This window comes from Pseudomonas sp., from assembly GCF_049590575.1.
Taxonomy (GTDB): Bacteria; Pseudomonadota; Gammaproteobacteria; order Pseudomonadales; family Pseudomonadaceae; genus Aquipseudomonas.
Genome location: NZ_JBAWDE010000009.1, coordinates 1 through 23,456 on the forward strand (window position 1 = coordinate 1; position 23,456 = coordinate 23,456).

18 protein-coding genes, 1 tRNA gene and 6 pseudogenes are annotated in these 23,456 nt (G+C 55.9%); 11 read left to right on the forward strand and 14 right to left on the reverse strand.

The features are described from left to right. A pseudogene (locus WBR57_RS00285) lies at window positions 1–196 on the reverse strand (sensor domain-containing phosphodiesterase); the annotation flags it as partial. 261 nt (window positions 197–457) lie between these two features. Between WBR57_RS00285 and WBR57_RS00290 the strand changes: the two are divergent. From WBR57_RS00290 to WBR57_RS00305, 4 genes and pseudogenes are all read left to right on the forward strand, one after another. Continuing rightward, window positions 458–2,377, forward strand: a complete 1,920-nt coding sequence (locus WBR57_RS00290; protein WP_424081070.1) for an ATP-binding protein — start codon at window positions 458–460, stop codon at window positions 2,375–2,377. Window positions 2,378–3,190: 813 nt separating this feature from the next. Next, window positions 3,191–3,922, forward strand: a pseudogene (locus WBR57_RS00295) (PAS domain-containing protein); the annotation flags it as partial. 45 nt (window positions 3,923–3,967) lie between these two features. Next, window positions 3,968–4,195, forward strand: a pseudogene (locus WBR57_RS00300) (methyl-accepting chemotaxis protein); the annotation flags it as partial. A gap of 300 nt (window positions 4,196–4,495) precedes the next feature. Beyond that, window positions 4,496–4,633, forward strand: a pseudogene (locus tag WBR57_RS00305) (site-specific integrase); the annotation flags it as partial. On the opposite strand, the gene WBR57_RS00310 reads toward WBR57_RS00305, so the two are convergent. The 10 genes and pseudogenes from WBR57_RS00310 to WBR57_RS00355 all read right to left on the reverse strand — a co-directional run bounded on the left by WBR57_RS00310 (window position 4,567) and on the right by WBR57_RS00355 (window position 12,544). Further along, window positions 4,567–4,890, reverse strand: coding sequence for a hypothetical protein (locus WBR57_RS00310; protein ID WP_424081072.1), 324 nt, complete (start codon window positions 4,888–4,890; stop codon window positions 4,567–4,569). The pseudogene WBR57_RS00305 and the gene WBR57_RS00310 sit on opposite strands and share 67 nt — an antisense overlap. 2 nt (window positions 4,891–4,892) lie before the next feature. Next, window positions 4,893–5,183, reverse strand: coding sequence for a hypothetical protein (locus tag WBR57_RS00315; protein WP_065951387.1), 291 nt, complete (start codon window positions 5,181–5,183; stop codon window positions 4,893–4,895). 447 nt (window positions 5,184–5,630) lie between these two features. Continuing rightward, window positions 5,631–6,494 (reverse strand): methyl-accepting chemotaxis protein, encoded by an 864-nt coding sequence (locus WBR57_RS00320; RefSeq protein WP_371914505.1) that lies wholly within the window; start codon window positions 6,492–6,494, stop codon window positions 5,631–5,633. Next, window positions 6,489–7,271, reverse strand: a pseudogene (locus WBR57_RS00325) (MCP four helix bundle domain-containing protein); the annotation flags it as partial. The gene WBR57_RS00320 and the pseudogene WBR57_RS00325, both read right to left, overlap by 6 nt. A 171-nt stretch (window positions 7,272–7,442) precedes the next feature. Continuing rightward, window positions 7,443–8,954: an IS66 family transposase gene (gene tnpC / locus WBR57_RS00330; RefSeq protein ID WP_065951389.1), complete on the reverse strand. Its 1,512-nt coding sequence runs from the start codon at window positions 8,952–8,954 to the stop codon at window positions 7,443–7,445. A 50-nt stretch (window positions 8,955–9,004) separates the two neighbouring features. After that, complete coding sequence (tnpB, locus tag WBR57_RS00335) at window positions 9,005–9,340, reverse strand: IS66 family insertion sequence element accessory protein TnpB (RefSeq protein WP_065951390.1); 336 nt, start codon at window positions 9,338–9,340, stop codon at window positions 9,005–9,007. Next, window positions 9,337–9,654: an IS66-like element accessory protein TnpA gene (gene tnpA / locus WBR57_RS00340; RefSeq protein WP_065951391.1), complete on the reverse strand. Its 318-nt coding sequence runs from the start codon at window positions 9,652–9,654 to the stop codon at window positions 9,337–9,339. The genes tnpB and tnpA overlap by 4 nt, the downstream gene beginning before the upstream one ends. Window positions 9,655–10,033: 379 nt before the next feature. Further along, window positions 10,034–10,396 carry a response regulator gene (locus WBR57_RS00345; RefSeq protein ID WP_424081075.1) on the reverse strand — a complete coding sequence of 121 codons (363 nt, stop codon included), beginning with the start codon at window positions 10,394–10,396 and terminating at the stop codon, window positions 10,034–10,036. A 23-nt stretch (window positions 10,397–10,419) separates the two neighbouring features. Beyond that, a complete protein-coding gene (locus WBR57_RS00350) occupies window positions 10,420–11,862 on the reverse strand; it encodes an ATPase domain-containing protein (protein WP_424081187.1) in 1,443 nt (480 codons plus the stop codon). A gap of 349 nt (window positions 11,863–12,211) precedes the next feature. Beyond that, window positions 12,212–12,544 carry a hypothetical protein gene (locus WBR57_RS00355; protein WP_065950574.1) on the reverse strand — a complete coding sequence of 111 codons (333 nt, stop codon included), beginning with the start codon at window positions 12,542–12,544 and terminating at the stop codon, window positions 12,212–12,214. 529 nt (window positions 12,545–13,073) lie between these two features. Here WBR57_RS00355 and WBR57_RS00360 point away from each other — a divergent pair. The 5 genes and pseudogenes from WBR57_RS00360 to WBR57_RS00380 form a co-directional block, all read left to right on the forward strand. Next, entirely contained in the window at window positions 13,074–13,610 is a 537-nt protein-coding gene (locus tag WBR57_RS00360; protein ID WP_065950575.1) for a LasR-specific antiactivator QslA, read from the forward strand. A 1,069-nt stretch (window positions 13,611–14,679) separates the two neighbouring features. Then, window positions 14,680–16,086 carry a YfjI family protein gene (locus WBR57_RS00365; protein WP_424081078.1) on the forward strand — a complete coding sequence of 469 codons (1,407 nt, stop codon included), beginning with the start codon at window positions 14,680–14,682 and terminating at the stop codon, window positions 16,084–16,086. After that, window positions 16,073–16,405, forward strand: coding sequence for a hypothetical protein (locus WBR57_RS00370; RefSeq protein ID WP_424081080.1), 333 nt, complete (start codon window positions 16,073–16,075; stop codon window positions 16,403–16,405). Before WBR57_RS00365 ends, WBR57_RS00370 begins: the two co-directional genes overlap by 14 nt. Before the next feature lie 4 nt (window positions 16,406–16,409). Further along, window positions 16,410–17,390 carry an integrase domain-containing protein gene (locus WBR57_RS00375; RefSeq protein ID WP_424081082.1) on the forward strand — a complete coding sequence of 327 codons (981 nt, stop codon included), beginning with the start codon at window positions 16,410–16,412 and terminating at the stop codon, window positions 17,388–17,390. Continuing rightward, window positions 17,387–17,635, forward strand: a pseudogene (locus tag WBR57_RS00380) (hypothetical protein); the annotation flags it as partial. The gene WBR57_RS00375 and the pseudogene WBR57_RS00380, both read left to right, overlap by 4 nt. Before the next feature lie 149 nt (window positions 17,636–17,784). Here the strand turns inward: WBR57_RS00380 and WBR57_RS00385 are convergent. The 3 genes from WBR57_RS00385 to WBR57_RS00395 form a co-directional block, all read right to left on the reverse strand. Further along, window positions 17,785–19,008: a tyrosine-type recombinase/integrase gene (locus WBR57_RS00385; RefSeq protein WP_424081084.1), complete on the reverse strand. Its 1,224-nt coding sequence runs from the start codon at window positions 19,006–19,008 to the stop codon at window positions 17,785–17,787. Between the two features lie 165 nt (window positions 19,009–19,173). Beyond that, window positions 19,174–19,250, reverse strand: a tRNA-Met gene (locus tag WBR57_RS00390). A gap of 233 nt (window positions 19,251–19,483) precedes the next feature. Further along, window positions 19,484–20,035: an RNA polymerase sigma factor gene (locus tag WBR57_RS00395; RefSeq protein WP_424081086.1), complete on the reverse strand. Its 552-nt coding sequence runs from the start codon at window positions 20,033–20,035 to the stop codon at window positions 19,484–19,486. 261 nt (window positions 20,036–20,296) lie between these two features. Here WBR57_RS00395 and WBR57_RS00400 point away from each other — a divergent pair, with 261 nt between their 5' ends. Continuing rightward, window positions 20,297–21,346 (forward strand): TyeA family type III secretion system gatekeeper subunit, encoded by a 1,050-nt coding sequence (locus WBR57_RS00400; protein ID WP_424081088.1) that lies wholly within the window; start codon window positions 20,297–20,299, stop codon window positions 21,344–21,346. After that, on the forward strand, window positions 21,343–23,436 hold the full coding sequence (sctV, locus tag WBR57_RS00405; protein WP_424081090.1) for a type III secretion system export apparatus subunit SctV: 2,094 nt from the start codon (window positions 21,343–21,345) through the stop codon (window positions 23,434–23,436). Before WBR57_RS00400 ends, sctV begins: the two co-directional genes overlap by 4 nt. Window positions 23,437–23,456 lie beyond the last annotated feature (20 nt).

Genomic DNA, 23,456 nt, shown 5'->3' on the forward strand with positions numbered 1-23,456 from the left:
CCACACGGGCTTTGAAAACTTGATAGTCGCGCTCGATGATGCTGACCAGCGAAGTAGGCACCTTAAAATAGCTGGAGACCATCGCCACAATGCTGTTTAGCACAGGGTCCGAGCCGCTTTCCAAGTCGGAGGTCAAACGGTCTACGTCGACTAGCCGAGCGCGTTCGTCTTCGGGCGATGAGTTACTAGTGGTCATGTCGGTTACTATTCAGTAATAAGTCGGGTGAAAACACAAATTTTAAGTGTTAACTCTGCGCCTTGAGATTATCACGGCGCCAAAATCCCACAATTATGGATAGCCATTACGCTGTTAGTCAGAAACAATAGACGCTGGTTGTGAACTGCTTAAAGCTGAAGGCCTTGTTGCCGATAATTATCTGCGGTGGCGAACCGTGGCCGTATCGACTGCCGACAATTCGCACCTCAGCTCTCCGACCCGGCCCCGACGGAGCAACATTTGATTAGTATTCTATCTCGCACTCTTGAGGTGGTGCGCCGATTGGTGCGCTATCAGCCAAGCCCTTCGGTTAGCTACGCGGGCACCGTCACGGTGATTGCGCTTTGTGCCGCCGTGCGCGTTCAGCTTCCATTCACGGCATTACCGTACCTATTTTTCATACCGGGCCTGATGTTCATCGGTTTCGTCTTCGGTGTTGGCCCGTCGTTCCTGGGCTGCGTGTTAGCAGTGATCACCGCACACTATTTCTTCATTGGCGAGATTGGCTTCAGTGATGGCTTTACCGCCTGGGCGAGTAGTGCAAGTTTCGCCCTTGTGACTTTCGGCATGGCGGTTGTTTGCGCTTTGTTCCGAAGAACCTTGAGTGCCCTCTACTCAGTCAACGATCTTCTGGAGTATGAGGTCGAGCGTCGTACACTGGAGCGAGATGGTATCTGGAATGTTTCTCCTGACCTAATCTGCACACTGTCCGAGGGCGGGGACGTCGTGGCGATGAACCCGGCCTGGCAAACCGAAACCGGGCTTTCAGATCTGGAACTTAAGGGCGGTGCATTTTTCTGCTTCATCTCCCCCTCACAACTGTCAGATGCCCTACGCACCCTGGGCAGAGGGGATATCGCAGAGCTCGATACCCAAGGCTCTCGCGCCAATGGCAAGCCGCTGCACCTGAACTGGCGAATAGCACGTCGAGAGGGGGTGTACTTTGCGGTCGCGCGAGACGTTACTCTCTACAAAGAACGTCAAGAAGCTCTCGAACAAGTGAGCTCGCAATTGCAGCAGAGCCAGAAGATGGAAGCAGTGGGCCAGCTAACAGGTGGATTGGCCCATGACTTCAATAACTTGCTGACCGTGATCACTGGCAGCTTAGATATGCTTGATCGACGTATCGCCCAGGGCAAGCAAGAGGATCTACCACTATATGTAGGGCTCGCACGAAATGCTTCTGCCCGAGCAGCCTCTCTGACGCATCGGCTGCTGGCCTACGCCCGACGTAAGCCTCTGGCTAGCTCAGTGGTCAACCTGGCGTTGCTAGTTCATGAAATGAGGGAACTCATCAGCAGGAGCCTCACGCCGCGGATCGAACTGGAGCTAGTGGTGCCAGAAGAATCCTTGCTGTGCTTATGTGATGCCCACCAATTGGAAAACGCGATACTAAACCTGTGCATCAATGCGCGCGACGCTATGCCTAATGGAGGTCGACTACAGATCGAAATTAGCCAGACCCGCGTTGATACCACGGATGGCGCTACAGCGCTGAACGCAGGGCAATACGCACTTCTCCGGATATCCGACACCGGGACGGGTATGCCACAGAGCGTGCTTGAGCGAGCTTTCGACCCATTCTTTACCACCAAACCCTTGGGCTCTGGAACCGGCCTGGGCCTCTCGATGGTATATGGCTTTGCCCAGCAATCTTCGGGTGAAGCCCGGATCGAATCAGTTATGGGGAAAGGCACTACGGTGAGCCTTCTCCTGCCATTGCACCACAGCGAGGCCGCAACTGTTGATTTCTGCGCCCCCAGCAGTATGGAACACGATTTCCAGGCAGATAACGCCAGAATAATCGTGGTCGACGACGAGGTCGCTATTCGTGACCTTATTGGTGAGGCGCTGGAAGAGGTCGGCTATCAGGTCACCAAAGCTGGAACCGCCGCACAAGCGCTGCGGGAGGTGGAAACACAAGTAGAGGCAGCGTTACTGATCACGGACATCGGCCTGCCCGGCAGTATGAGTGGCGATGAATTGGCGGTGATCGCGCTCGAAAAATGCCCTACGCTCAAAGTTCTTTTCATTTCCGGCTTCTTGGAAAATGCTGTCCCGGCGATTGCACTTAAAAGCGGCCAGACCGAACTCCTGCTGAAACCCTTTGCCCTAAAAGAGCTCAAAGCAATTGTGCAGCGTTTAATCTCTCAACGATGAGCAGGCTCGACAACTCAGGCACACGCCAAGCAATTCGCAACCTTCATGCCTTGCCGCCCGCGAAGCCAATTAATGCATCTTTTAAAGTTGGCGAACTACCGCTAGCCAATCACGTTGCTCACATTGCGTTCTGCCGAGCGCTATTTCTTGATCGAATAGCCCACAGCCGCATCGACGTAAGATTACGTCAAACGTGCAGATGCATCCTGTAGGCGCCGGAAAGCGATGGGGTGATATGTTTCAGGTAGCCATGTAAGCGAAGGATGGGCTTCTTGCTTGCAGAGTTTGAGCTTCAGTTCGGAAAGCGTCCGCCTTTGGCCGAACACTGCCGATCACTAAAGGTAGAAACCGACCACAAGCGACCTTTAAACGAGGTCTGTTGACACATTTGCTCATTCAGGGGCAATTCATACAAAAAGAACGTGTACAAACTTAAATTTGTGTACAGCTTTTTTCTTCAGTGACGATATAGGTGGCGAGGTGCCATGGATAGGGCCCGCAACAATTATGAGTCCAATTACCATGACTACCTTCTTTGGAATGCGCCGTGATCGTCGCGCGATAAAACAATTGGTGACTGCGATTACTCGCGGTGTACCGCCAAAAGTAGACGGATGCGCTGAAGCAGTTGCAGTCCTTGATGCCTGGAGGGCGTTTGATTCACTCGATCGCAGTTCCAGATCCCGTATACAGGAGCTTGAGCAGGAATTGGAAGCAGCTCGTGAGCTACTTCGCGACGCAGCATCGTCCGCTTCTGCACACGAGATCAGATTCGACCTTGTGAACCGCGCTTCCAGCGAAGGGCTGTGGGATATGGAGGTAGTCGCCGGCGACCCCGTGAATCTTAAAAATCGTTTTTGGTGGTCTCAGCAACTACGCAACCTTCTGGGGTTCAGCGATGAGCGCGACTTCCCAAATGTTCTAGCGAGTTGGGCTGATCGCCTGCATCCGCAGGATAAGCAAGCCACTCTTGACGCTTTCACCCGCCATCTGAACGATAAATCCGGGCACACCCCTTACAAGGTGAAAAATCGGCTTGCGATGAAGGACGGCTCATACCGCTGGTTCTATGCACAAGGAGAAACGCTGCGGGATGACCGAGGTATGCCTATACGCGTAGCGGGTTCTCTGCGTGACATCCATGATCAGCTTGAGCGAGACGAAGAGCACGATGTGATCATCACCAGGTTCGAACTGGCCAGGGAAATGCTCTCGGATGGTTTGTGGGATATGGAAGTTATCGCGGGTGACCCGGTAAATCCAAAGAACCCATTCTGGTGGTCTCCTCAATTCAGACGATTGCTTGGATTTGAAACCGTGGAGGAGTTCCCTGATGTCTTGGATAGCTGGGCATCCAGGCTGCACCCGGATGATAAGGAGCAAAGCCTAAAAGCCTTTGGAGCTCACCTGAACGACCGGTCTGGGAGGACGCCCTTTGATATCGAGTATCGGCTAAAGATGAAGAGCGGTGAATATCGATGGTTCAGAGCTCGAGGTCAGACTCGGCGCGACGCCTCCGGCTCGCCGCTTCGGGTGGTAGGGGCCCTTGTGGATGTCCATCTGCAGCACGAGCAGGAAGCGCTAAGACAGGCAGAGGTCGCGCATCAGCAGACGCTTGAGGAAAACATCGCTCAATTGTCTCAGATAGTTGGGACTATACAGAGCATTGCGAACCAGACAAATCTCCTGGCACTGAACGCGGCGATCGAGGCCGCGCGCGCTGGCGAAGCGGGTCGTGGCTTCGCGGTCGTTGCCGACGAGGTTCGCAAGCTCGCGACTCGCACTACAGAAGCAACCGAACAAGCTGCCGGAATGATCGCCCGCTAACTACTGCTCTGTTTAATCCAAGCTGGGGCGATATTCGCCCATCTGCTCGCTGCCTCGGTACGTACTAAGTAAATTACAGTAGACAACCAACGGCAGTGAGCTCGAGCATCCATTACCCATCCAGATATGAACCATCTGTTGGGAATTTATTCAGGGCGCTCTGTATCGTTGCTGATTATTGTAGAGCCCTGAATGACCTCCGGGAGGTGACATGTCATCAGCGTCCGCTTCTGGCCGATTACTGCCTGTCGCGACCGACTGAAAACGACCCAAAGCGGTCTTTCGCTTACCACAGGCATTGCTTCAATCGACTGGATCGCCGAACAGATGGGACGCACCAATGGCAATATGATCCGTCAGCACTATGGGACCTGGATCAACGAGGACGGGCCGGACGTGGTAGGGATGCTACAGCTGGCATTGAAGCTATCGCCGGTTACAGCTCCACACAGAATCCGCGCAACCCCACCGCATCGGCAAATTGTCCTACCGCCGTCAGGCTGGCCCAGATGCGTAGCGTTTCGCGGCGCGAGCGTACCGCCAACCAGCGGCTGCCAGCGGCTGCCAGCGCCGCCCAGGCGGATGGCCAGTGTCCACTTGTCCTCCTGGTGACTGACCAGCGTATCGCGCACCGCGCCGCCCTCCACTAGGGCGCGCAGGGCTTCTTCATGAATGCCTTGGGGCATGATTAAGCGTGCCTTCTGACTTGAACGATAAAGTCACTAACCTGCGCCGGTGTCAGGCAATTCAGTTTCCCGAAGGTCGCCAGGTGCTGAATCATTGCTTCATGACTGCCGGGTTGCCGGGCGATCATGCGACGGCAGGTCTTTTCCAGGATCAATCGCGCCATCTGCGGGTTCTCGACCTTCGTCGCATCGAAGGCCAGCGCGATGGCGGTGGCCAGCTCGCCCAGGTCCGGGTCCTTGTGTTGCAGCGCCCTGAGCGCATTCATCTGCCGTGCGGTGATGGGTAGCGACACGTCTCTCGTCCTTAGCGATCATGCTCAGCCGTTATCAAGGGTAATGGTAGACCAGGCTCCGGGGGTCTGGTTTCCGTCAAGCGCAAAAAAGCCCGCCGGAGCGGGCCTTGATGTGGGAGGCCATTGAACATAGGGCGCGTTATTGGAAGCGCTCTATAACAGCCAAAGGCTAATGGCGCTTCGGTCCGTCGAGCGTTCCAGCAGGCTGTGGAGGCCTCCGGAAAGGTTCCATTTCAGCCGAAGCCCTATACCCTCCGCTACCCGAATATGTGCGCAAAACAAATAGCTCACATTTACTTTTTCGCTGACTCTATTGTTTTCGATGTCCCGCCAGTATGCACATTTTCTGTAAGCGGATGGCGAACACACCTTCGGAACTCACACATTCATGAATGAAAATTGCGCCCACGTTTAAGCGGACACAATACAAACTTATATTGTGCTGACCTACAATCGGAATTGCCTTACCAATGTATTAAACGAAATTGCTAACTGCGATAGCTCGTGACTAGAAGCGCTGGTTTGGTTGGCACCCGCCGCCGTCTGCGTCGATAGATCCTGAATGTTAACCAGGTTGCGATCCACCTCTCGCGCTACTTGAGCCTGCTCCTCTGCTGCGCTTGCTATCACCAGGTTTTGCTCATTGATCTGGCTAACGCCTTTACTGATCCGCTCTAGTGCCAGGCCGGCTTCAGTGGCAAGTAATTGAGTGCTGCGCACGAGGTTTTGACTTTTCTCCATCGCCTGCACCGCATCGTCAGCACCGCCACGAACCCTGCTGATCATAGCCTCGATCTCGCCAGTGGATGTCTGGGTACGGTGTGCCAAAGCACGTACTTCGTCGGCCACTACAGCAAAACCACGACCTTGCTCACCAGCACGTGCGGCCTCAATCGCAGCATTAAGAGCGAGCAGATTGGTCTGCTCAGCGATACCACGGATGACGTCCAATACCTTGGTAATGTCGTGGATCTGTCCGGCCAATGCCTCGACTCGCTGTGTGGAGTCAGTAATTTCCTCTGTCACAGTATTGATAGCCGTTACAGCCTGCTGTACCTGCTTCTGCCCTTTCAATGCGTCTTCAGCAGTCTGGCTGGAGATCTGAGATGTGCTGGCTGCGTTGCGCGCCACTTCTTCCACTGCAGCCGTCATCTCGTTGACCGCAGTAGCAGCTTGTAGGATTTCGTCGTTTTGTCGCACCAGTCCACGCGCGCTGTCCTCTGTAACCGCAGTCAATTCTTCAGCTGCGGAAGCCAGTTGGTTCGAGGCGTCGGCAATTTGCTGCACGGTGCCTTTGAGGTTGCTTTGCATAACGGACAGAGACTGCAACAACTGGCCAGTTTCATCGGTGCCCCGAACCTCGATGGCCTGGGTCAGATCGCCTTTAGCTACGCGCTCTGCACCTTCGACCGATAGGTAAATCGGACGGGTAATCATGCGAGTGACGATCATTCCAAGTACGCCGGCACACAGCATGGCGATCAGGCAGCCCACGATCAGCACCCAAGTCACTTGGTTGTTAGTGCTTTCGCCTGCTTTCGCGACATCGAGAGCCTGGCGACTGTTGGACTCGATCATGATCTTGATCTCAGCAATGAGTTTGAGGTAAGGCGGTGTAACGTTGTTTGTAGCGAGCCTTCGAGCCTGTTCAATATCGCCACTTTTTAGCGCAGCGAAACCCAAATCCACAGCAGCAATGTAGGCCGGCCAGTCACGTTCGAAATCGTCGCCCGCAGCCCGTTCGTCTGCCTCTAGCGGGGTGGCACGGTAAGTTTTGAATGCATCTTGAGCCTCGGACTGATTATCGCGGTACGACTGGATAACGGCGTTGATATCGTCATCGCTGGCGTTCGCAGCTGTCAGCACAATGGCCTTAAAAAAGTCACGGTTGGTGGCAATGGCGTTTGCCATGATTGCGTCGGTTTTCTGGATCGATACCATGTTGTTGGTCACAGTATCTTGCAGTTGGCCATACAGCTTGGCGATGCCGGACTGACCCAGTGCTGCCACAACAACAGTGATCAACGCGCATAGACCAAATGCAGTTAGTAGCTTGGACTTCAGTTTCAGACTTCTCAGCCAAGACATAGGGATTACTCATTAGGAGATCAAAGGGAGTTAGAAGCGTCGTTTCCTTGAAGAGAATAGCGGCAGGGGCGAAGTAAACTTTAATACTCACAAAGTCATGCACCTTGCTACGATGCACGACGAGGGTAAGCGTACTGGGGATACGCCTTGCGTAGGTCAGCTAAGCACCCACTAATGCGGCAGCAGTTGCTCGATCTCGCTGGCTTTCTGCGTCGGCAACCGCATCAGAACATCTTTGAGATACGCATACGGATCATGCCCGTTCATGCGCGCCGACTGGATCAGGCTCATGATCGCCGCCGCCCGTTTACCGCTGCGCGGCGATCCAGCGAAAAGCCAGTTCGACCTACCGAGCGCCCACGGCCTGATCTGGTTTTCCACGGCATTGTTATCGATGGGCACAGCACCATCATCCAGGTAGCGCGTCAGCGCTACCCAGCGTTTCAAGCTGTAATCCAGTGCCTTGGCTATGGCCGATCCCTCGGGTACAAGCGCGCGTTGAGCGATCATCCACTCATGCAACTTTTCCGCGATGGGCACCGCCATTTCCTGGCGTAATCGCCAGCGATCTTCATCGCTCATGTCCTTGGCCTGCCGTTCGACTTCGTACAAGCCGCCAATGGAGTGCAGCGCCTGTTCGGCCAACTGGCTTTTGTTCGCCACATGCAGGTCGAAAAACTTGCGCCGAGCATGGGCCATGCAGCCGATTTCGGTGATGCCCTGCTCGAAGCCAGCTTTGTAGCCTGCGAAGTCATCGCAGACCAGCTTGCCGTTCCAGGTGCCCAAGAAGTTGCGTGCGTGTTCACCCGCACGGCTGGGGCTGAAGTCGTACACCACGGCTTTGAGGGCCGAGAACGGCGTGCTGCTGTAGGCCCAAACGTAGGCGCGGTGGGTTTTCTTCTCGCCGGGCGCCAGCATTTGTACCGGCGTTTCATCGGCGTGAACCACGCGCTGGGCCAGCACCACTTCGCGCAGCGCATCGACCAGCGGTTGCAGTTGTACGCCGGTTTGGCCGACCCACTGAGCCAGCGTCGAGCGCGGGATCGCCAGGCCGGCACGGCCGAAGATCTTTTCCTGCCGGTACAGCGGAAGATGGTCGGCGAACTTGGCCACCATCACGTGGGCCAACAAGCCGGCAGTGGGGATGCCCTTGTCGATCACCTGTGCCGGTACCGGCGCTTGAATCAGTGTTTCGCACTGACGGCAGGCCCATTTGCCACGTACATGTTGCTCAACAGTGAACACGCCCGGCGTGTAATCCAGCTTCTCACTGACGTCTTCGCCGATGCGCTGAAGTTGGCAGCCGCAGGAGCACTGAGTGCTCTCTGGCTCGTGATGAATCACGGTACGAGGAAACTGCGGTGGCAACGCTGCAAGCTTGGGTTGTTGGCGTGGCTCGTCCAGTGCCGGGGCGGGACGAAGTGCTTTCAACTCGGCATCAATGGCTTCGAGATCGGTGCTGAGCAAGTCATCCAGCAAACTGCCTTGCGCCGGGCTGATCTGCTCACTGCGCTTGGCAAACTTGTGGCGTTTAAGGATGGCGATCTCGTGAGAGAGCTGCTCGATGACGGTCTTGTCGCGGCGGCTCTCTCGGCCCATGGTGTCGACCTTCGACAACAACTGCGCAGCGAGTGCGCGCAGTTGATCGGACGTCATTTGGTCGAGATTGGGCGAGAAGGTCATGCCGTGGATTTTACCAAAGCCGCCCACCAGACACAGCTAAAAGACCCGATTCAGAGCAACGTAATTACGCCGTTAGCACCGACCCGCTGCCAAGGCAGGCCCAGCAACAGCGCCTGAAGTTGCTCTGCGTCGAGTTCAACTTCGTGGCCTCGATGCGTGCCGGGCCAATGAAACTTACCTCGGTTCAGGCGGCGCGCTGCCAGCCAGATACCCACGCCATCGTGCACCAGTACTTTCATCCGATTGGCGCGGCGATTGGCGAACAGATAAGCGCAGTGCGGCTTCGCCGCACCGAACACCGCGACCACGCGGGCCAGCGCTGTGTCTGTGCCGGCGCGCATGTCCATTGGCTCGGTGGCAAGCCAGATGGTGTCGATGCGGATCATTGCGAAAGGCTGCGGATGAAGCGTGCGCAGCCATCCGGGTCGGAGACGGGCCATTTGACCGTGATGGTTTGAGCGCCCAGCGGCAATGCGATCACCACCGCCTCGTCAGCATGCCGCTTGGGCATGGTTTGCAGTGGTACGAATGCTGGAAGTGGCGCAACCGCCTTGTAGCGGTATATCGGCAGCCACTTGCGGATGACGTTGGCGTTGATACTGTGGCTGATGGCGACACTGGAAACTGAGGCTCCGGGTTGCAGGCATTCCTGCACGACCTGGGCTTTGAAGGGCTTCGGGTAAGAGCTTCGTTGGCGCATGGAAATCCTGGCGATAAGGGTGATCGCGTCCGCAAAAATAGACGGACACCATCGTCCTTAATGCTGGAGTTCGGTAGGTGTGTTCACCGCACGCTTACGCGGCATCGCTGTGATGATGCTCTTTCCGACATCTTCCTGCCTAAGTTGAGTGCTTTTGGTACAGCGGTGGTGCTCAGGGTGAGATCGTAAGTCCCGAGTGCCTGCCTTTGGCCGAGAGCGGGAATTAGGAATAGCCCGCATCCGGCCAATAGCTGCCTGTCGGGACCGGCTGAAATCGACCCGAAGCGGCTGTTCATGAGTGAGTTCTGTCGTCCAAAAACGGAAGCCAAGAATGTCTACGAAAACCAGGGTGATTCAAATTGCCTTGAGCGGCTGGGAGCTACTCGGAACCTAAGAGCTTTCTAACCTCGGCGATGATCAAATCGATATTGAATGGCTTTGCCAATACTGCATCAAACAGATCCGATCTCTGCATACCGATGTGTGCCTGAGCACCGCTCATCAAGATGATCGGCAAATCGTTAGCGGAAGGAAGTGCTCGCACAGATGTAGCGAATTCTAGACCGTCCATGACCGGCATCATAAAGTCGGTAATGATTAGGGCAGGCCTTTCCCTATCCAGTACCTCGAGCCCTTTTCGACCATTGCTGGCGGTTACCACCATGAACCCCTCATCCTCCAGCGCGAAACTGAGAATGTCAGCGATCAAATACTCGTCGTCGACGACCAGGATGGTGGTCATTTCAGTTCAACCCACTCAAAAGCTTAAGAAATCGAACCTGGAGGTGACTCAGTGGGGACTGACGGTTCATGTCTTGAAGCCTTTGTCAGAAAAACATCTTTATCATGGATGACTATCTCAAAGCGCGAGGGGTCATAAGAGCTGTCTCGTACTTTAAGAATGGAAAGCGTCCTGCTTAGTTCAGAGTGATTCTCAGAGAAACGCATAAGCATCAGGTTGTCTACGATGCTGGACAGGTCAGAGTTTGGCGCGCTTACCTCGGAGCCAAATAGATCACGCATTTCCCAGGATGCGAATACGGTTACGCCCCTGGATCGCAGCTCATTCATGAGCGCACTGAAGAAGTCAGTAATTCGCGCCGAATTTGTGGAGACTCGTGTCATACCGCTAAGGCTATCTATGAACAGGCGCTTGATACTCTTTTCTTCAACGATACTCAGCAGTCGTGCGCCCAGCCCATCCAGCAGGCCTTCCGTGGTGGGCTGCCAGGCAATGCTCAAGGCGCCGCAGCCCTCCATACCCTTGATATCGATACCAAGTGATTGGCCTTTGAGTCGCAACCGTTGTGGGCTTTCGTAAAAGCCAAAATGCAGCCCTGGAGCATCGACCGTCGACTCTGCAAGAAATTTGAGACCCAGAGTCGTTTTACCAATGCCGGAGGGGCCCATGACCAGAGACACACTGGAACTGTACAGGCCTCCACCCAATATGCCGTCCAGCGAACCTATGCCACTAGGAATTCGCGTCATATCGGCGTTATCGGGAGAAGACGGGTGGCTGTAGAGACTTTCGAGTCGCGGATAAACCACCAAGCCATTATCGGTAATTTCACACTCGTGAAGACCGGTCATGGCTCCGCTGCCGCGAGTTTTACGTAGCTGAATGCGACGCACTGAGCGAGTGCCATATAACTCTTCGCCCATTTCTATGACGCCATCAACCATGGTGTGCTCAGGACTGCCGTCGTCGAGGCGGGAGCTGGTAAGGAATAGCACCGTGCAACCAGCAAAAGCGGCGTGCCCCTGCAGTTCAGAAATGAATTTCTTGGTATCGATATGCGAATCGGCTTTTGAACGCGCATTGAGCAGGCCGTCTACCACCATCACTGTGGCTTTCTGACGGCTTATCTCGCGTCGGAGCAGCTTTACTACCTCGTCCAGTCCTTCGTTTTCCAGAGTGTCAAACGCGCTGACAAACTGAATTTCGGCGCCTACCTTGGAAGAGTCGAAAAAGCTCAGTGTAGAAAGGAACTGAAAGAGACGGTCGTGCGATTCGGCCAGCAGCGTGGCGACTAGAACACGACCTCCATTGCTCGCATGATGAAACCCAAGCTGGTTGGCCAGAATCGTTTTTCCAGACCCTGGGCGCCCTTGGATTATGTAAGAAGAGCCTGCGACCAGCCCGCCCTTGAGCAGAGCGTCGAGTCCTTCGATTCCACTTTCGAGGCGTTTTAGCTTTTCCACAATGCGACCCTGATCTGAAAACAGGCTGTTTAAGCCGAGTGGACGGAATGCTAACGCCAATTTTGCTTCGGAGCCATTCTGGTTGAGTATAAAGGTGGAGCGATATCACCCTCTGGGGTCATAAAAGTTGCCCACGAGCGGCTGCTTTTGGCCGTTTTCTGCCCGTCGTAGACCGAGGTCAGCGGGGGAGGCTGGTAGTTCCGTTATGCCTTGAAACGTTAGATTGACCGTTAGCTTTGAAGCCTGCGAACGGCTACGGTAATCGAGGTTAAGACCCTCACTTCACATGAACTTGTCGGCCGGGCGGGCCGCAGGGATGAAATGCCCTTTAATCGGACGTTAGCGTGCCCGCTTACATCGACTTGACCGAGATAACTTCCACAAATCTGAATTTTTTCTTGGCTAACTTTGTAGCTTCTTGCTCTGCAACTAGAGAACTGAGCGTATCGGCTTCATGTACGATCTCGTGCATCTTGCCTTCGAATTCATTCCCCACCCTCAGTGTGACTTTCAATCTGGGAGTAAAGGATTTTGAGAGTTTCTTTTTCTTCACTACCTTTGTCTGCTCCGCGATCACGATTTCTGGTGCAGTGTCTTGCTCATGGGTGTCGATCACTGATGCAGGGGCCTCTGGCGCACCGAATAGCGCCCGACGCATTTCTTCTTCCGTCAGCTCTGTAGTCATACCATTTCTCAAGAGGGGGTCGTGTATAGCGTTTTCGATTCTATCACTGCGGACAGCGTCGGAAATAAGAAGGCTTGACGTGGTATCTGACTTGCCATAGCCACTAAATCCGAACGTGCGTGAGTTTCTGCTCAGAGCGCTTGTTCGAATGCAGCCTTATTGACACTCATGCTTGTGTTGTCGCCGCTTCACATTTACGCTTTGCTCGGTCGCGGTCAATCCCGCGACCGGGTGTCGCAACCTGAATCGAAACCAAGGCGCGGTATGTGCCATATCGCACAGTCAGCACTTCAAGTGCTAGCTGCTGCTTTTCTATGGCGCACCGTGCAGGGCAGGCTTCGGCCTGGCCGGGTTCCTTGGTTTCCGGTTTGCGACCCCTGTACGGTGTGCCACCCATTCGTGTCGCAACGGTGGATGGCATTCCTTAATCAAACCAAGGAGATAAGGAAAATGGCATGTCCCCCTTTTAAGCTCGTGCGCCACCCCGGCCAAATGGTTCAGGCTGCAAACTATCTCGGAGGACTCCGTGATGTTTGATCTTTCGCTTCTCATCGGACTCCCCAAACCCAACAGCATCGATACTTCAGTGCTTACCCCTGAAGATGCTGCGATTAAACTGCGGCAGGCTGCCACTCTCCGGCTTAACGGAGCCCAGAGTATTCTGCTTCATTTTCCGCAAGACGTTGAGCTGGCAGTAGAGCTGTTGGATGACGCCGCGGTGTTGTACGACAGGGCGTTCCGGAATCTGACTGGCATCCCAGCTCAAAGCGTCCATCAACAGATTCATGAATATGTCTCTGTCCCGTCAGTTGAAGGGGCTCCCGCGATCCAAACTCCGTGGGGCGATGAGTTCGCTCCGGTAATCAAGGAGGGCGTTCGTTGCGCAGAGACTTGGCTTGAGGGCTCATCATTACCGTTATGGTGGGCGCTGTCTCAGAACCGAAAACGTCATCGTCCAGGTGATCCACAAGAGGCATTTGAAGCAGGTTTTTTGCTGCGGTTGCAGCAGACGCTGATCATGCGACGTGAGGCCGTCACCTCCCAATCAACCCGCTTCGATGCCTGAGTTTGTAATTGACGTTTGAGATTTGCTTTTCCCGCCAAACCCTCCGATCAAGCGATCTTTGATCGTGCCGATCGGAGGGTTCACTCGCTTTTTCTGGAAGCCGCCGCGTTCCACCCTTCATGCTCAAATTTAATTCACACCACGCCTACTTTCACCATCAGTATTTCCCCCTGATTTCCATCGAGCGCAACGTTATTCAGTGTATGTGTCCGAATCTTTTCGTTGGGCATGGATGTAGGTGTGGCGACAGCGGCGACGGCGGCGACAACCCACGTATAACGTGGTCTGGGGCATGGCGACAGAAGTGGCGACAGTCGCCACTTTCTCAGCGCGTTGGCTGTGACGCTTGACCACCTTTTCGAGTGGGTATAAAAAGTGGTGCACGGATCGCTGTCGTTGACAGCACCTGCCCAGGTAGCCAGAACCTTTAAGGCTACGCCCCTCGCGTGGTGGTTCTTCCCCAAGTGCGATTAGTGTCCGGCGGCTCGCACGGTCACTCCCCAAGAGTGATGGATGCCTACTCGACCAATCTGCCCCCTGCGGCCGACGATGGACCTACCTCGCTGCATTGCAGCAACCTCACCTCTTGGCACACTTCGCTGCGCCAGACCTTGCCCGTCTCTTTCTGCTGGAAAGAGACGGGCGCTCGTACCATTGCTGCAAGCCACGTCGTACAGCGCATTGCCGCAACTCTCCTCGTGACAATCGACCTGACAAATCCGATTCGTCGCCATCCGCAACGACACAGGCACCGGTGCCGCAGCCAATGGAAAGGCTGCATCTGACTGACAGTCAGGCATGCCCCAGGTGTCCATGTCATTGCCTTCTCCTACTCCGGATCTCCTGGTGCCGAACTCGTCAGTCGGCACAGCCTCCACCCGCCCGCATCTTCGGATGCGTCTGAGGAGGCCAGATTCATGGGGTCATGCCCTTGCTCCCGGTCGTAAGGAGCCGTTCGTTCCGCGTCAGTGAACACCTCACAGGCCGCAGGGGCCTTGATCCCTGATAACACTCAACAGCCGTGGCGGGACTACGTGAGGACAACCAGCAATGATCGAGGAGAGGGCCCATGCAGCAGTTAGATCCGAAGCTTGAACTACCACGACCACCTCGACTGCTGATTGAGTCGAATCCCGTGGCCCCGCCTTATCCGGTGCAGGCACTGGGTGGGATTCTTGGGCCTGCAGTCGAACGCATGGCCGAGGTCATCGGGGTGCCCCAGGCATTGGCTGCACAATCGGTGTTGGCTGCTTCGGCGCTGGCCACTCAAGGTCATGCGGGCTTACAGCTCGATGGGAGACATTATCCCCTGTCGTTGTACCTGATCACGGTGGCCGCGTCAGGGGATCGTAAAACGGCGGTGGATCGATGTGCATTGCTCCCAGCACGGCAATGGGAGCGTGAACAGTGGCAGCGCTATCGCGAACAACTTGTCCGGTACCGTGCCGCACAGCGACAGGCGCAGCGTATCAAGCCTGGCGATTCTGAGCCCGCAAACGGAATGTCGCTCGAAGCGGAGCCCTCAGCACCTAGGCTGATCACCACGGATCCCACTATCGAGGCCCTGATCAAGGGACTCTGCCATGACTTGCCGAGCATGGGTCTGTTCTGTGATGAAGGCGGACAATTCCTCGGCAGCAGTACCATGAGTCGGGACAACCGTTTGAAAGCGGTCACGACGTTGTCGTCACTCTGGGACGGTAGCCCGATTGATCGTGCTCGCTCTATGGCAGGCGAAAGCCTACGAGCCTATGACCGACGCTTAAGCCTGCACCTGATGCTGCAACCGTATCTAGCCATGCAGTTACTCAGTGACCCATTGCTGCAGGGGCAAGGCATTCTCGGTCGCTGCCTCATCACCTGGCCCACCAGCCTGGCCGGACAACGCAGTTACCAGTCTGTCGACTTGTCCAAAGACGCCGCCCTAAAGCGATATCACCACCGTCTTTCGGCCCTGTTTTATCAGCCTTGGTCACTTTCCGCTGACGGTGCCTTGCGGCTATCACCGCTGACACTGAGTCCGTTAGCCCGCCGTCGCTGGATTGATTTGCATGATGCCATCGAAGCTCAACTGGGTGAGTTTGGTGAGCTGGCCAGCGTGCGGCCCAGCGGTTCGAAGGCCGCCGACAACCTGTTGCGCGTCGCCGGCATTTTGGCCGTTGTGGAGGAGAGCAGTGTTGTGGAGGTCGATCACATCCAGCGGGCCTCAACCTTAGTTGGCTATTACCTCACCGAGATCCAGCGCTTGACCGAACAGGAGCCGGTGTGCCGAGTAAAAGAGGAGGCAGACCGGCTGCTGCGCTGGCTGCAGGTCAAGAATTGGAAACGCTTCAGTATTCGAGAGCTGAATCGCAACGGTCCTCGCTTTGCCCGCAAGAGCAGCCGTCATGCGGCCAAGCTGCTGGTCGAGTTGATTGATCATCAGTGGTTGATCACCGATGGCCACACCTTCGAGGTGCGTCATGTTCAATCTTGATGAAGCGCTGCGTAACCATCTGGCTCAGCGCCAAAATGAACCGAAAGTGCGGTTTGTCGCCGCGAGTGTCGCCACTTTGTCGCCACGCTCAAAGCCAGACAAGGCAAGGGTTGTCGCCGGTGTCGCCGGTGTCGCCATCACCCGTAAAGCTAGCACCTCGACGACAGCCATAATCCAATGGTTGAAAAAGGAGGGCGCGCAACTATACGTCGCCGGCAACACGCTGTGCTTTCGCCCGACTGATTGGGCCCAGTTCGCTATTGTGAATGCACACTGGCGAGCCCTTTTTTATGAGCTCGCGGCAGTCGATCAGGAATAGAAGAATGGCTCGGGTCGGTAAGCGATCGGGGCGCAATTTCGGCTTCGGTCGCCAGCTTAGCTATGCTGGACCCCAAGCCCTGAAAGACCTGTTTGGCGACGGCCATTTTGCTACCGTCAAAGCCCATAGTGATCGCTGGCAGGCGTTCGTGCATTGGTGTCGATCCGATGAAGGACCGAGGGTCAACGACGCGCGCCAGATAGACCGCGAGATCCTCATGCGGTACGCCGTCCACGTGCGGGAGCAGGTTGATCAGGGCAACGTGGGCATTGCCACCGCGCAGAACCGACTGTCCAGCGTGAACCGAACGATGGCCGCGCTGCGCGGTGATCAGTACGTCAAAATCCCGAGTCCGAGTAAGGCGCTTGGCTTGCAGCGCTCAAGCGTGCGCAGTGAGGCACCGCAAGGACAAGACCGTGTGCAGGTCGAGCAGATCGCACTGGCGTTGTCAGAGCGCGGTCAGCAACGAGTAAGCGCAATTGTGCACCTGGCCCGGGAGACCGGCATGCGTCTGCGTGAAGCTATCCTGGCGGACCTGCCCCGACTGCAACGAGAGGCCAGGCAACTGGGCAAGTTCAACATCCAGGACGGCACCAAAGGCGGTCGATCAGGCACGTCAGCACCGCGCTGGATCGCGGTTACTGATCAAATTCGTGGCGCCTTGGATAGGGCCTCGGAGGCTTCACCCAGTCGCAGTCGGAACCTGTTGGCCCCCAACGAGAGCTACAAAGAGTTTATGCAGTCAGTTGTGCGATCGGCACGTGACATCTTGCATGAGCATGGATTGAAAGGCTTTCATGAGCTGCGTGCGGCTTATGCCTGTGAGCGTTATGAACAACTGACGGGCTTCTCGGCACCCGTCAATGGCGGTCGTGGCCATCGAGAAGATCGAGAGCTTGATCGGCAAGCCCGCCAGCAAATCAGCCATGAGTTGGGACATAACCGCATCGATGTGGTGAGTGCCTACATCGGAGGTCGGCGATGACATCCGCGTTCGACATGGCGTTGTTTCTGAGTCCAGTGCTCAAAGGTGCGCATGCCACGCGGCAGCGGCACATCAGGCAAGCGGAAAGGATGCAAGAGGCAATTGGTCGGCGCTGGGGTTGCGCGACTCCATACTCCTGGAAAGAAAAACATGTGAGGTGGTTTCTGCAGCACCACCTGCGTTGCTCAGCTCCAGCTACCGTCTACTATTATGAGTTAACAACAGCTCTAATTCGTAGGCGGCGTGAAAGTATCAAAGCTGACATTCAGCTCAATTTGGATAAGTGCTCACCAAGCTGTGGCATCCCGCAACCTAAATGGTCGACTTCAAGCTAAGCCTATCACTACGCTCTGCGGACGCACTTCACTGGGCAAGAAGCTAAGAGGCCGTAGTTTTACACGGCTCTGGTATTTCCTGTCTCAAGCCCGTCAAGATGATCGGCGTACCACTGCATCATTGTCGTACGTTGCTCCAGATACTGAGCCTTGTTATAGATCCCTCGGACACCTGACGGCTTGTGACTGAGCTGTGCTTCAATGTGGTCCGCTGGAAAGCCGTGCTCGTTGAGGACAGTGCTTGCAATATGACGGAAGCCATGTCCGGTCTGTCGTCCTTCGTAACCAAGGCGCCTTAGCGCCATCAGAAAAACGGTATCGCAGCGAGGCTTGGTTCGATCACTTCGACCAGGGAACAGCAATGGGTACGCTCCCGTGATTTTCCGTAGTTCAGTAAGAGCGCTTAATGCCTGCTTACAGAGTGGCACAAGGTGTTCACGCCCCTTTTTACGGCCTTTGCGTTCAACGGGGATGGTCCAAAGCCGTTTGTCAAAGTCGAACTCAGCCCAGTATGCCTCTCGAAGCTCGCTGGGCCGGACAGCCATGAGAGTAAGCAGTTGGAGGCCAAGCTGAACATCTTTGGCGTGAGGGTATGATCGTATTGCTCTGAGCAGTGTGGGAAGTTCTTCCAAGGAGACATGGGCGTAGTTCTCAGCCTTTCCTGATGACAGAAATTTATGAACCCCCTCTAAAGGATTGTTCATAGCCCTGCCGGTTACGCGAGCCAGGTCGTAGATGTCTTTGCAGTAAGCCCTCACGCGACTCATCTGCTCGAGGATGCCCTGACGTTCGAGCCCTCTCAAAAGCTCCATCCATTCCATCGACATGATGGAAACATAGGGACGTTTTCCGACAAGAGGGAATACGTGACGGTCCAAGGCTCCAAGGACTCTTTTTGCTGTGCCGACATCCCAGCCACCCAAGCGAGATGTATGCCATTCACGAGCGAGGGCTTCAAAGGTTTCGTTTGTTGCTGCTACTTCCGCAGCTTTTCTAGCTTTCTTGGCGGTTATCGGATTTTTGCCTTCTGCTGCATCTGATCTCAATTCGGCAGCCTTTTGCCGGGCAAGGGCGCCGCTGACTTCTGGATAACCGCCTAGCCCGAGCCACGACCATTTGCCGTCGGGCTTCTTATAGCGCAACTCCCACGATTTCTGCCCGTTAGGCTTTACTCTAAAATACAGCCCCGAGCTGTCTAGCTCACGGTAGGCCACCACTTCAGGGGCGAGGTTGACTAGTGCAGTATCGGAGAGAGGACGGCGTTTAATATCGCTGCGTTTCATGCGTGTATGCCTCCAGTTCAATTTTTATTGAAGCATACACAGGGGCATACAGGATGTGAAGGTTGTGGATGGATTAGCTTGGACGTCCAGATACAAGAAAGCCCGCACGAGGCGGGCTTCTTGAGGTGATTCATAGACATCCTTGGATCTCTATAAATCGGTACTTGGTGGCTACACAGGGACTTGAACCCCGGACCCCAGCATTATGAATGCTATGCTCTAACCAACTGAGCTATGTAGCCAAGTGGCGCGCATTATTCGCGTAGAACAGGAATGCGTCAAGCGTTTATTTTGAATTTTTATCTACGCTTTCAACTGTTTAACCGGAATCACCGGTTCGGGCGACGAGCGGCTGGTGATTTACTTGTGCTGTGAGGGGCGCTTCGGGGGGAGGTGCTGGCGATCTTTTTGCGTCTTACCAAAAATCCCTGTTCGAGTTGGGCAGATATCCCTGCCGCCCAACACGGGGTGTGTCTTACGGGTATATCGACTTCTGGGTGGCGCGTTTGAGCTGTTCACGCGCCCGTGACAGGCGCGAGCGGACGGTGCCGATCGGAATGTCCAGTACGTCGGCAGTGTCCTGGTAGCTGCCGTCGGTTTCCAGTGAGGCGTACAGCGTTTTGCGCATTTCCGTGGGCAAGTGGTCAATCGCGCTCAGGGTATTTTCCAGGCGGCGGTTGACCTCGAACTCCCAGTCGAGGTTTTTGTTTTCTTCATGACCATGCCATAGCGACTCATCGAATTCGCAATGCACCGGTTTGGCATACAGGCGCCTGAAGTGATTGCGGATCAGGTTTTGCGCGATGCCGCACATCCAGGTGCTGAGCGTGGCCTGGCCACTGAAACGCTCCCTGTTGCGCCACGCCTCCAGGTACGTCAGTTGCAGGATGTCGTCCGCATCTTCGTGGTTGAGTACGCGCTTATGAATGAAACGACGCAGTTTTTTTTGCTGGTCTTCCGTCAGTTGGAGCATGAATTGAGGTGAGCCGCCAACCAGGTGTGCTAAAGCATCAATAGGGATATTCACAAATTTTTCCTCAGGGTGGACGCTGTCGAATTGGTTTCGACGAGAACCCCATAGCACCAGCTATGCCAAAGAAAAAAATTGATCAAGCTACTGATTTATATAGATAAATATCTTGGCTTGGATGGTTTTTGCGCAAGTTTTTGCAAAAGGCGCTGAGGATTTGTGCCGGTCTTTTCATTAACGCCGATCGATGAGTTTTTATGGAACCGTAGAGGCGGGTCTCGCCACATAGGGGCACATACTTCCTGTCTTGGCCTGCTCATGAAAATTGAATCTCATCAAGATGTGTCTCCTGCCCAGCGTCAGGTTCAACCCGCCGTTGCGCCTGTTCACACGCCCGACAAGGCCGGTGAGCTTGCTCATCATTTTCATCCGGGAGGGGTTGCCCCTAATCAAGCCCAGCATGCGACATCGATACACGTCCCACCTGCCGAGCAGCTGCCGCAGCTGTACGAGCTGTTGGGCCATCCGGCCCAAGAGTCCATGGCGACGGTCTCTCGGCGTTTCAGGCATGTGTTGCAGCACAATACGAGTGTCGACAAGTTGATGCATCTTGCTGAAGGGGACCCCGCGCGCGCGTACGTACTGCTCAAGCACTTGGAGGTCCAGGCGAACAATGAGGGGCGCCCGTCCGATGCAGCCAAGGCGCGGGATGCGATTGCCATGCTGTCGGTTGCTTACAAAGGCGAAATCCAGGCGGGTCTCAAAGTCGCCACGGCGCTGCTGGAGGCCGGTGGCGAGCCTAAAGAACGCGAAGCGCTGCGTGCGCTCTACTACGCCAGCGTGGCCGCGCGCCAATCGCTGTCGACGATGATGCAGGCGCTGCTCGGCGTATACGGTGTGGATACGTTTTCCTCCAGGCTCAGCAGCATGCGTAAAGCCTTGGCTGACGACATTGCGCACCTGGTTTCAGAAATGGCCACGCCTCGTTTGCGCACCTTGTTGCTGGCCTTGCAAAGTTGCGGGCAGTTGGGCGCCGTGCTGTCGGGTTGCCTGGCGCTGAACCAGCGCCTGGGTAACGACTATGATGCCGTGGCTCTGTTGCAGCGAATGCTGGGGTACGCCAGCAGTGGTCTCGATGCGAGTGAAATCCTGCGGCTTGGGAGTGATCTGGCGGGTGGCCTGACCACCCGGCAAGTGGTCATCCTCAACGCGCTTTACCCGCTCATTCGGGATTTGCCCATTGCGTTGTGGCCGGACAGTCGCATGCGCCAGTCCACACTGGACACGTTTTTGGCGGTGATGAGCGAACTGGACCGAGCCGACCGCGGGCATAAACACGTTATCGGTGGCCTGGGGGCGCGGGTGTGACCGCACTGTCGGCCATCAACAATGTATTGCTCAAAGTGGCGCAGCGTGCCGAAGTGCTGGGTGCCGTGGTGGTCCTGGGCATTGTGTTTATCTTTATCGTGCCGCTGCCCACCTGGCTGGTGGACATCCTGATTGCGGTCAACATTTGCATATCGTGTCTGTTGATCGTGCTGGCGTTGTACCTGCCGGGGCCGTTGGCGTTTTCGTCGTTCCCGTCGATTTTGTTGCTGACGACCATGTTTCGTCTGGCGCTGTCGATCGCCACCACGCGCCTGATCCTGTTGGAGCAGGATGCCGGGCATATCGTCGAGGCGTTCGGCAATTTCGTGGTGGGTGGCAACCTGGCGGTGGGTCTGGTGATCTTCCTTATCCTGACCTTGGTCAACTTCCTGGTGATCACCAAAGGCTCCGAGCGCGTGGCAGAAGTGGCGGCGCGCTTTAGCCTGGACGCGATGCCCGGTAAGCAGATGTCCATCGACAGCGACCTGCGCGCCGGTCTGATCGACGGCACGCAAGCGCGGGACAAGCGCGAGCAGTTGTCCCGCGAGAGTCAGCTGTTTGGTGCCATGGACGGGGCCATGAAGTTCGTCAAGGGTGACGCCGTTGCGGGCTTGATCATCGTTGTGGTCAACCTGTTGGGCGGTTTCACCACAGGGATGTTCCAGCACGACTTGAGCGCGGCGGAATCGATAGCGCTGTATTCGGTACTGACCATCGGCGATGGCCTGATTGCGCAGATTCCGGCGCTGTTGATCTCCCTCACGGCGGGCATGATCATCACCCGTGTAGCACCTGATGGAAGCAAGGGCATCAGTAACATGGGCGCCGAGATCGCCCGGCAAATGACCAGTGAGCCCAAGAGCTGGATGATTGCCTCGGTTGGGATGCTGGTCTTTGCGTTGGTGCCCGGTATGCCTACCCTGGTGTTTATCGCCATCGCGCTGATGACGGGCGGCCTGGGCTACTACCTCGCGCGTAAGCGTGAACAGCAAAATGTACCCGCGGTCCAAGCCACCGAAGCCGTTCGCCCGGAAGAAAACGGCAGCGAAGACTTGCGTGGGTTCGACCCCTCGCGGCCCTACCTTTTACAGTTTTCGCCGGTGCTGCGCGGCACGCCCGAGGTGACCGACCTGATTCATGCGATTCGCCAGGCGCGAAACGCAATGGTCGCCAACATTGGCCTGACACTGCCGCCATTCGAAGTCGAGCTCGATGACACGCTGGCCGATGATGAGATGCGTTTTTGCGTGCATGAAGTGCCGATGCTCAAGGCGTCGGTTGTCAACCTGGTGGCGGTGGAGCGTGCAGCGCTGAAGCTCGAGCCTGAGCATGGCGTGCCGGGGCTGGCCGAGCGCGATGAACAGAATTGGGTGTGGCTGGCTGCCAATGATCCGCTGCTGGATGATCCGGCGATAGAGCGGTTCAGCGCAGCGAGCCTGATCGTCGAGCGTATGAAGCAGGCCATGTTACTCAGCGGGCCGCAATTCCTCGGCATCCAGGAAAGCAAGGCCATCCTCGGCTGGCTGGAGCATAACCAGCCGGACCTGGTGCAGGAGCTGCAACGCATCATGCCGCTCGCGCGGTTTTCGGCGGTTTTGCAGCGTCTGGCCAGTGAGGGGGTGCCTTTGCGCGCCGTGCGGTTGATTGTCGAGTCGCTGATCGAGTACGGCCAGCATGAACGTGAGCCTGACGCGTTGGCCGACTATGCGCGCATTGCCCTCAAATCGCAGATCTTCCATCAGTACAGTGAATCCGACGGCCTGCATGCGTGGCTGCTCGCCCCGCAGACCGAAAACATTTTGCGTGAGGCGCTGCGCCAGACTCAGACGGGGGTGTTTTTTGCGCTCGACAACGACAGCAGCGCCGCACTGGTCAGCTTGCTCAACCAAGCGTTTCCACAACGTCCCAAGACTAAGTGCGTGATGCTCGTCGCCCAGGACTTGCGCAGCCCTTTGCGGACCTTGTTGCTGGAAGAGTTCAACCACGTGCCGGTGCTGTCCTTCGCCGAATTGGGCAGCACGTCCAAGGTGAAAGTGCTGGGGCGTTTCGATCTTGGCCAGGACGAGTTGATGCGTGGTGCAGTGGCATGAGTAATCGACACGCGCGGAGT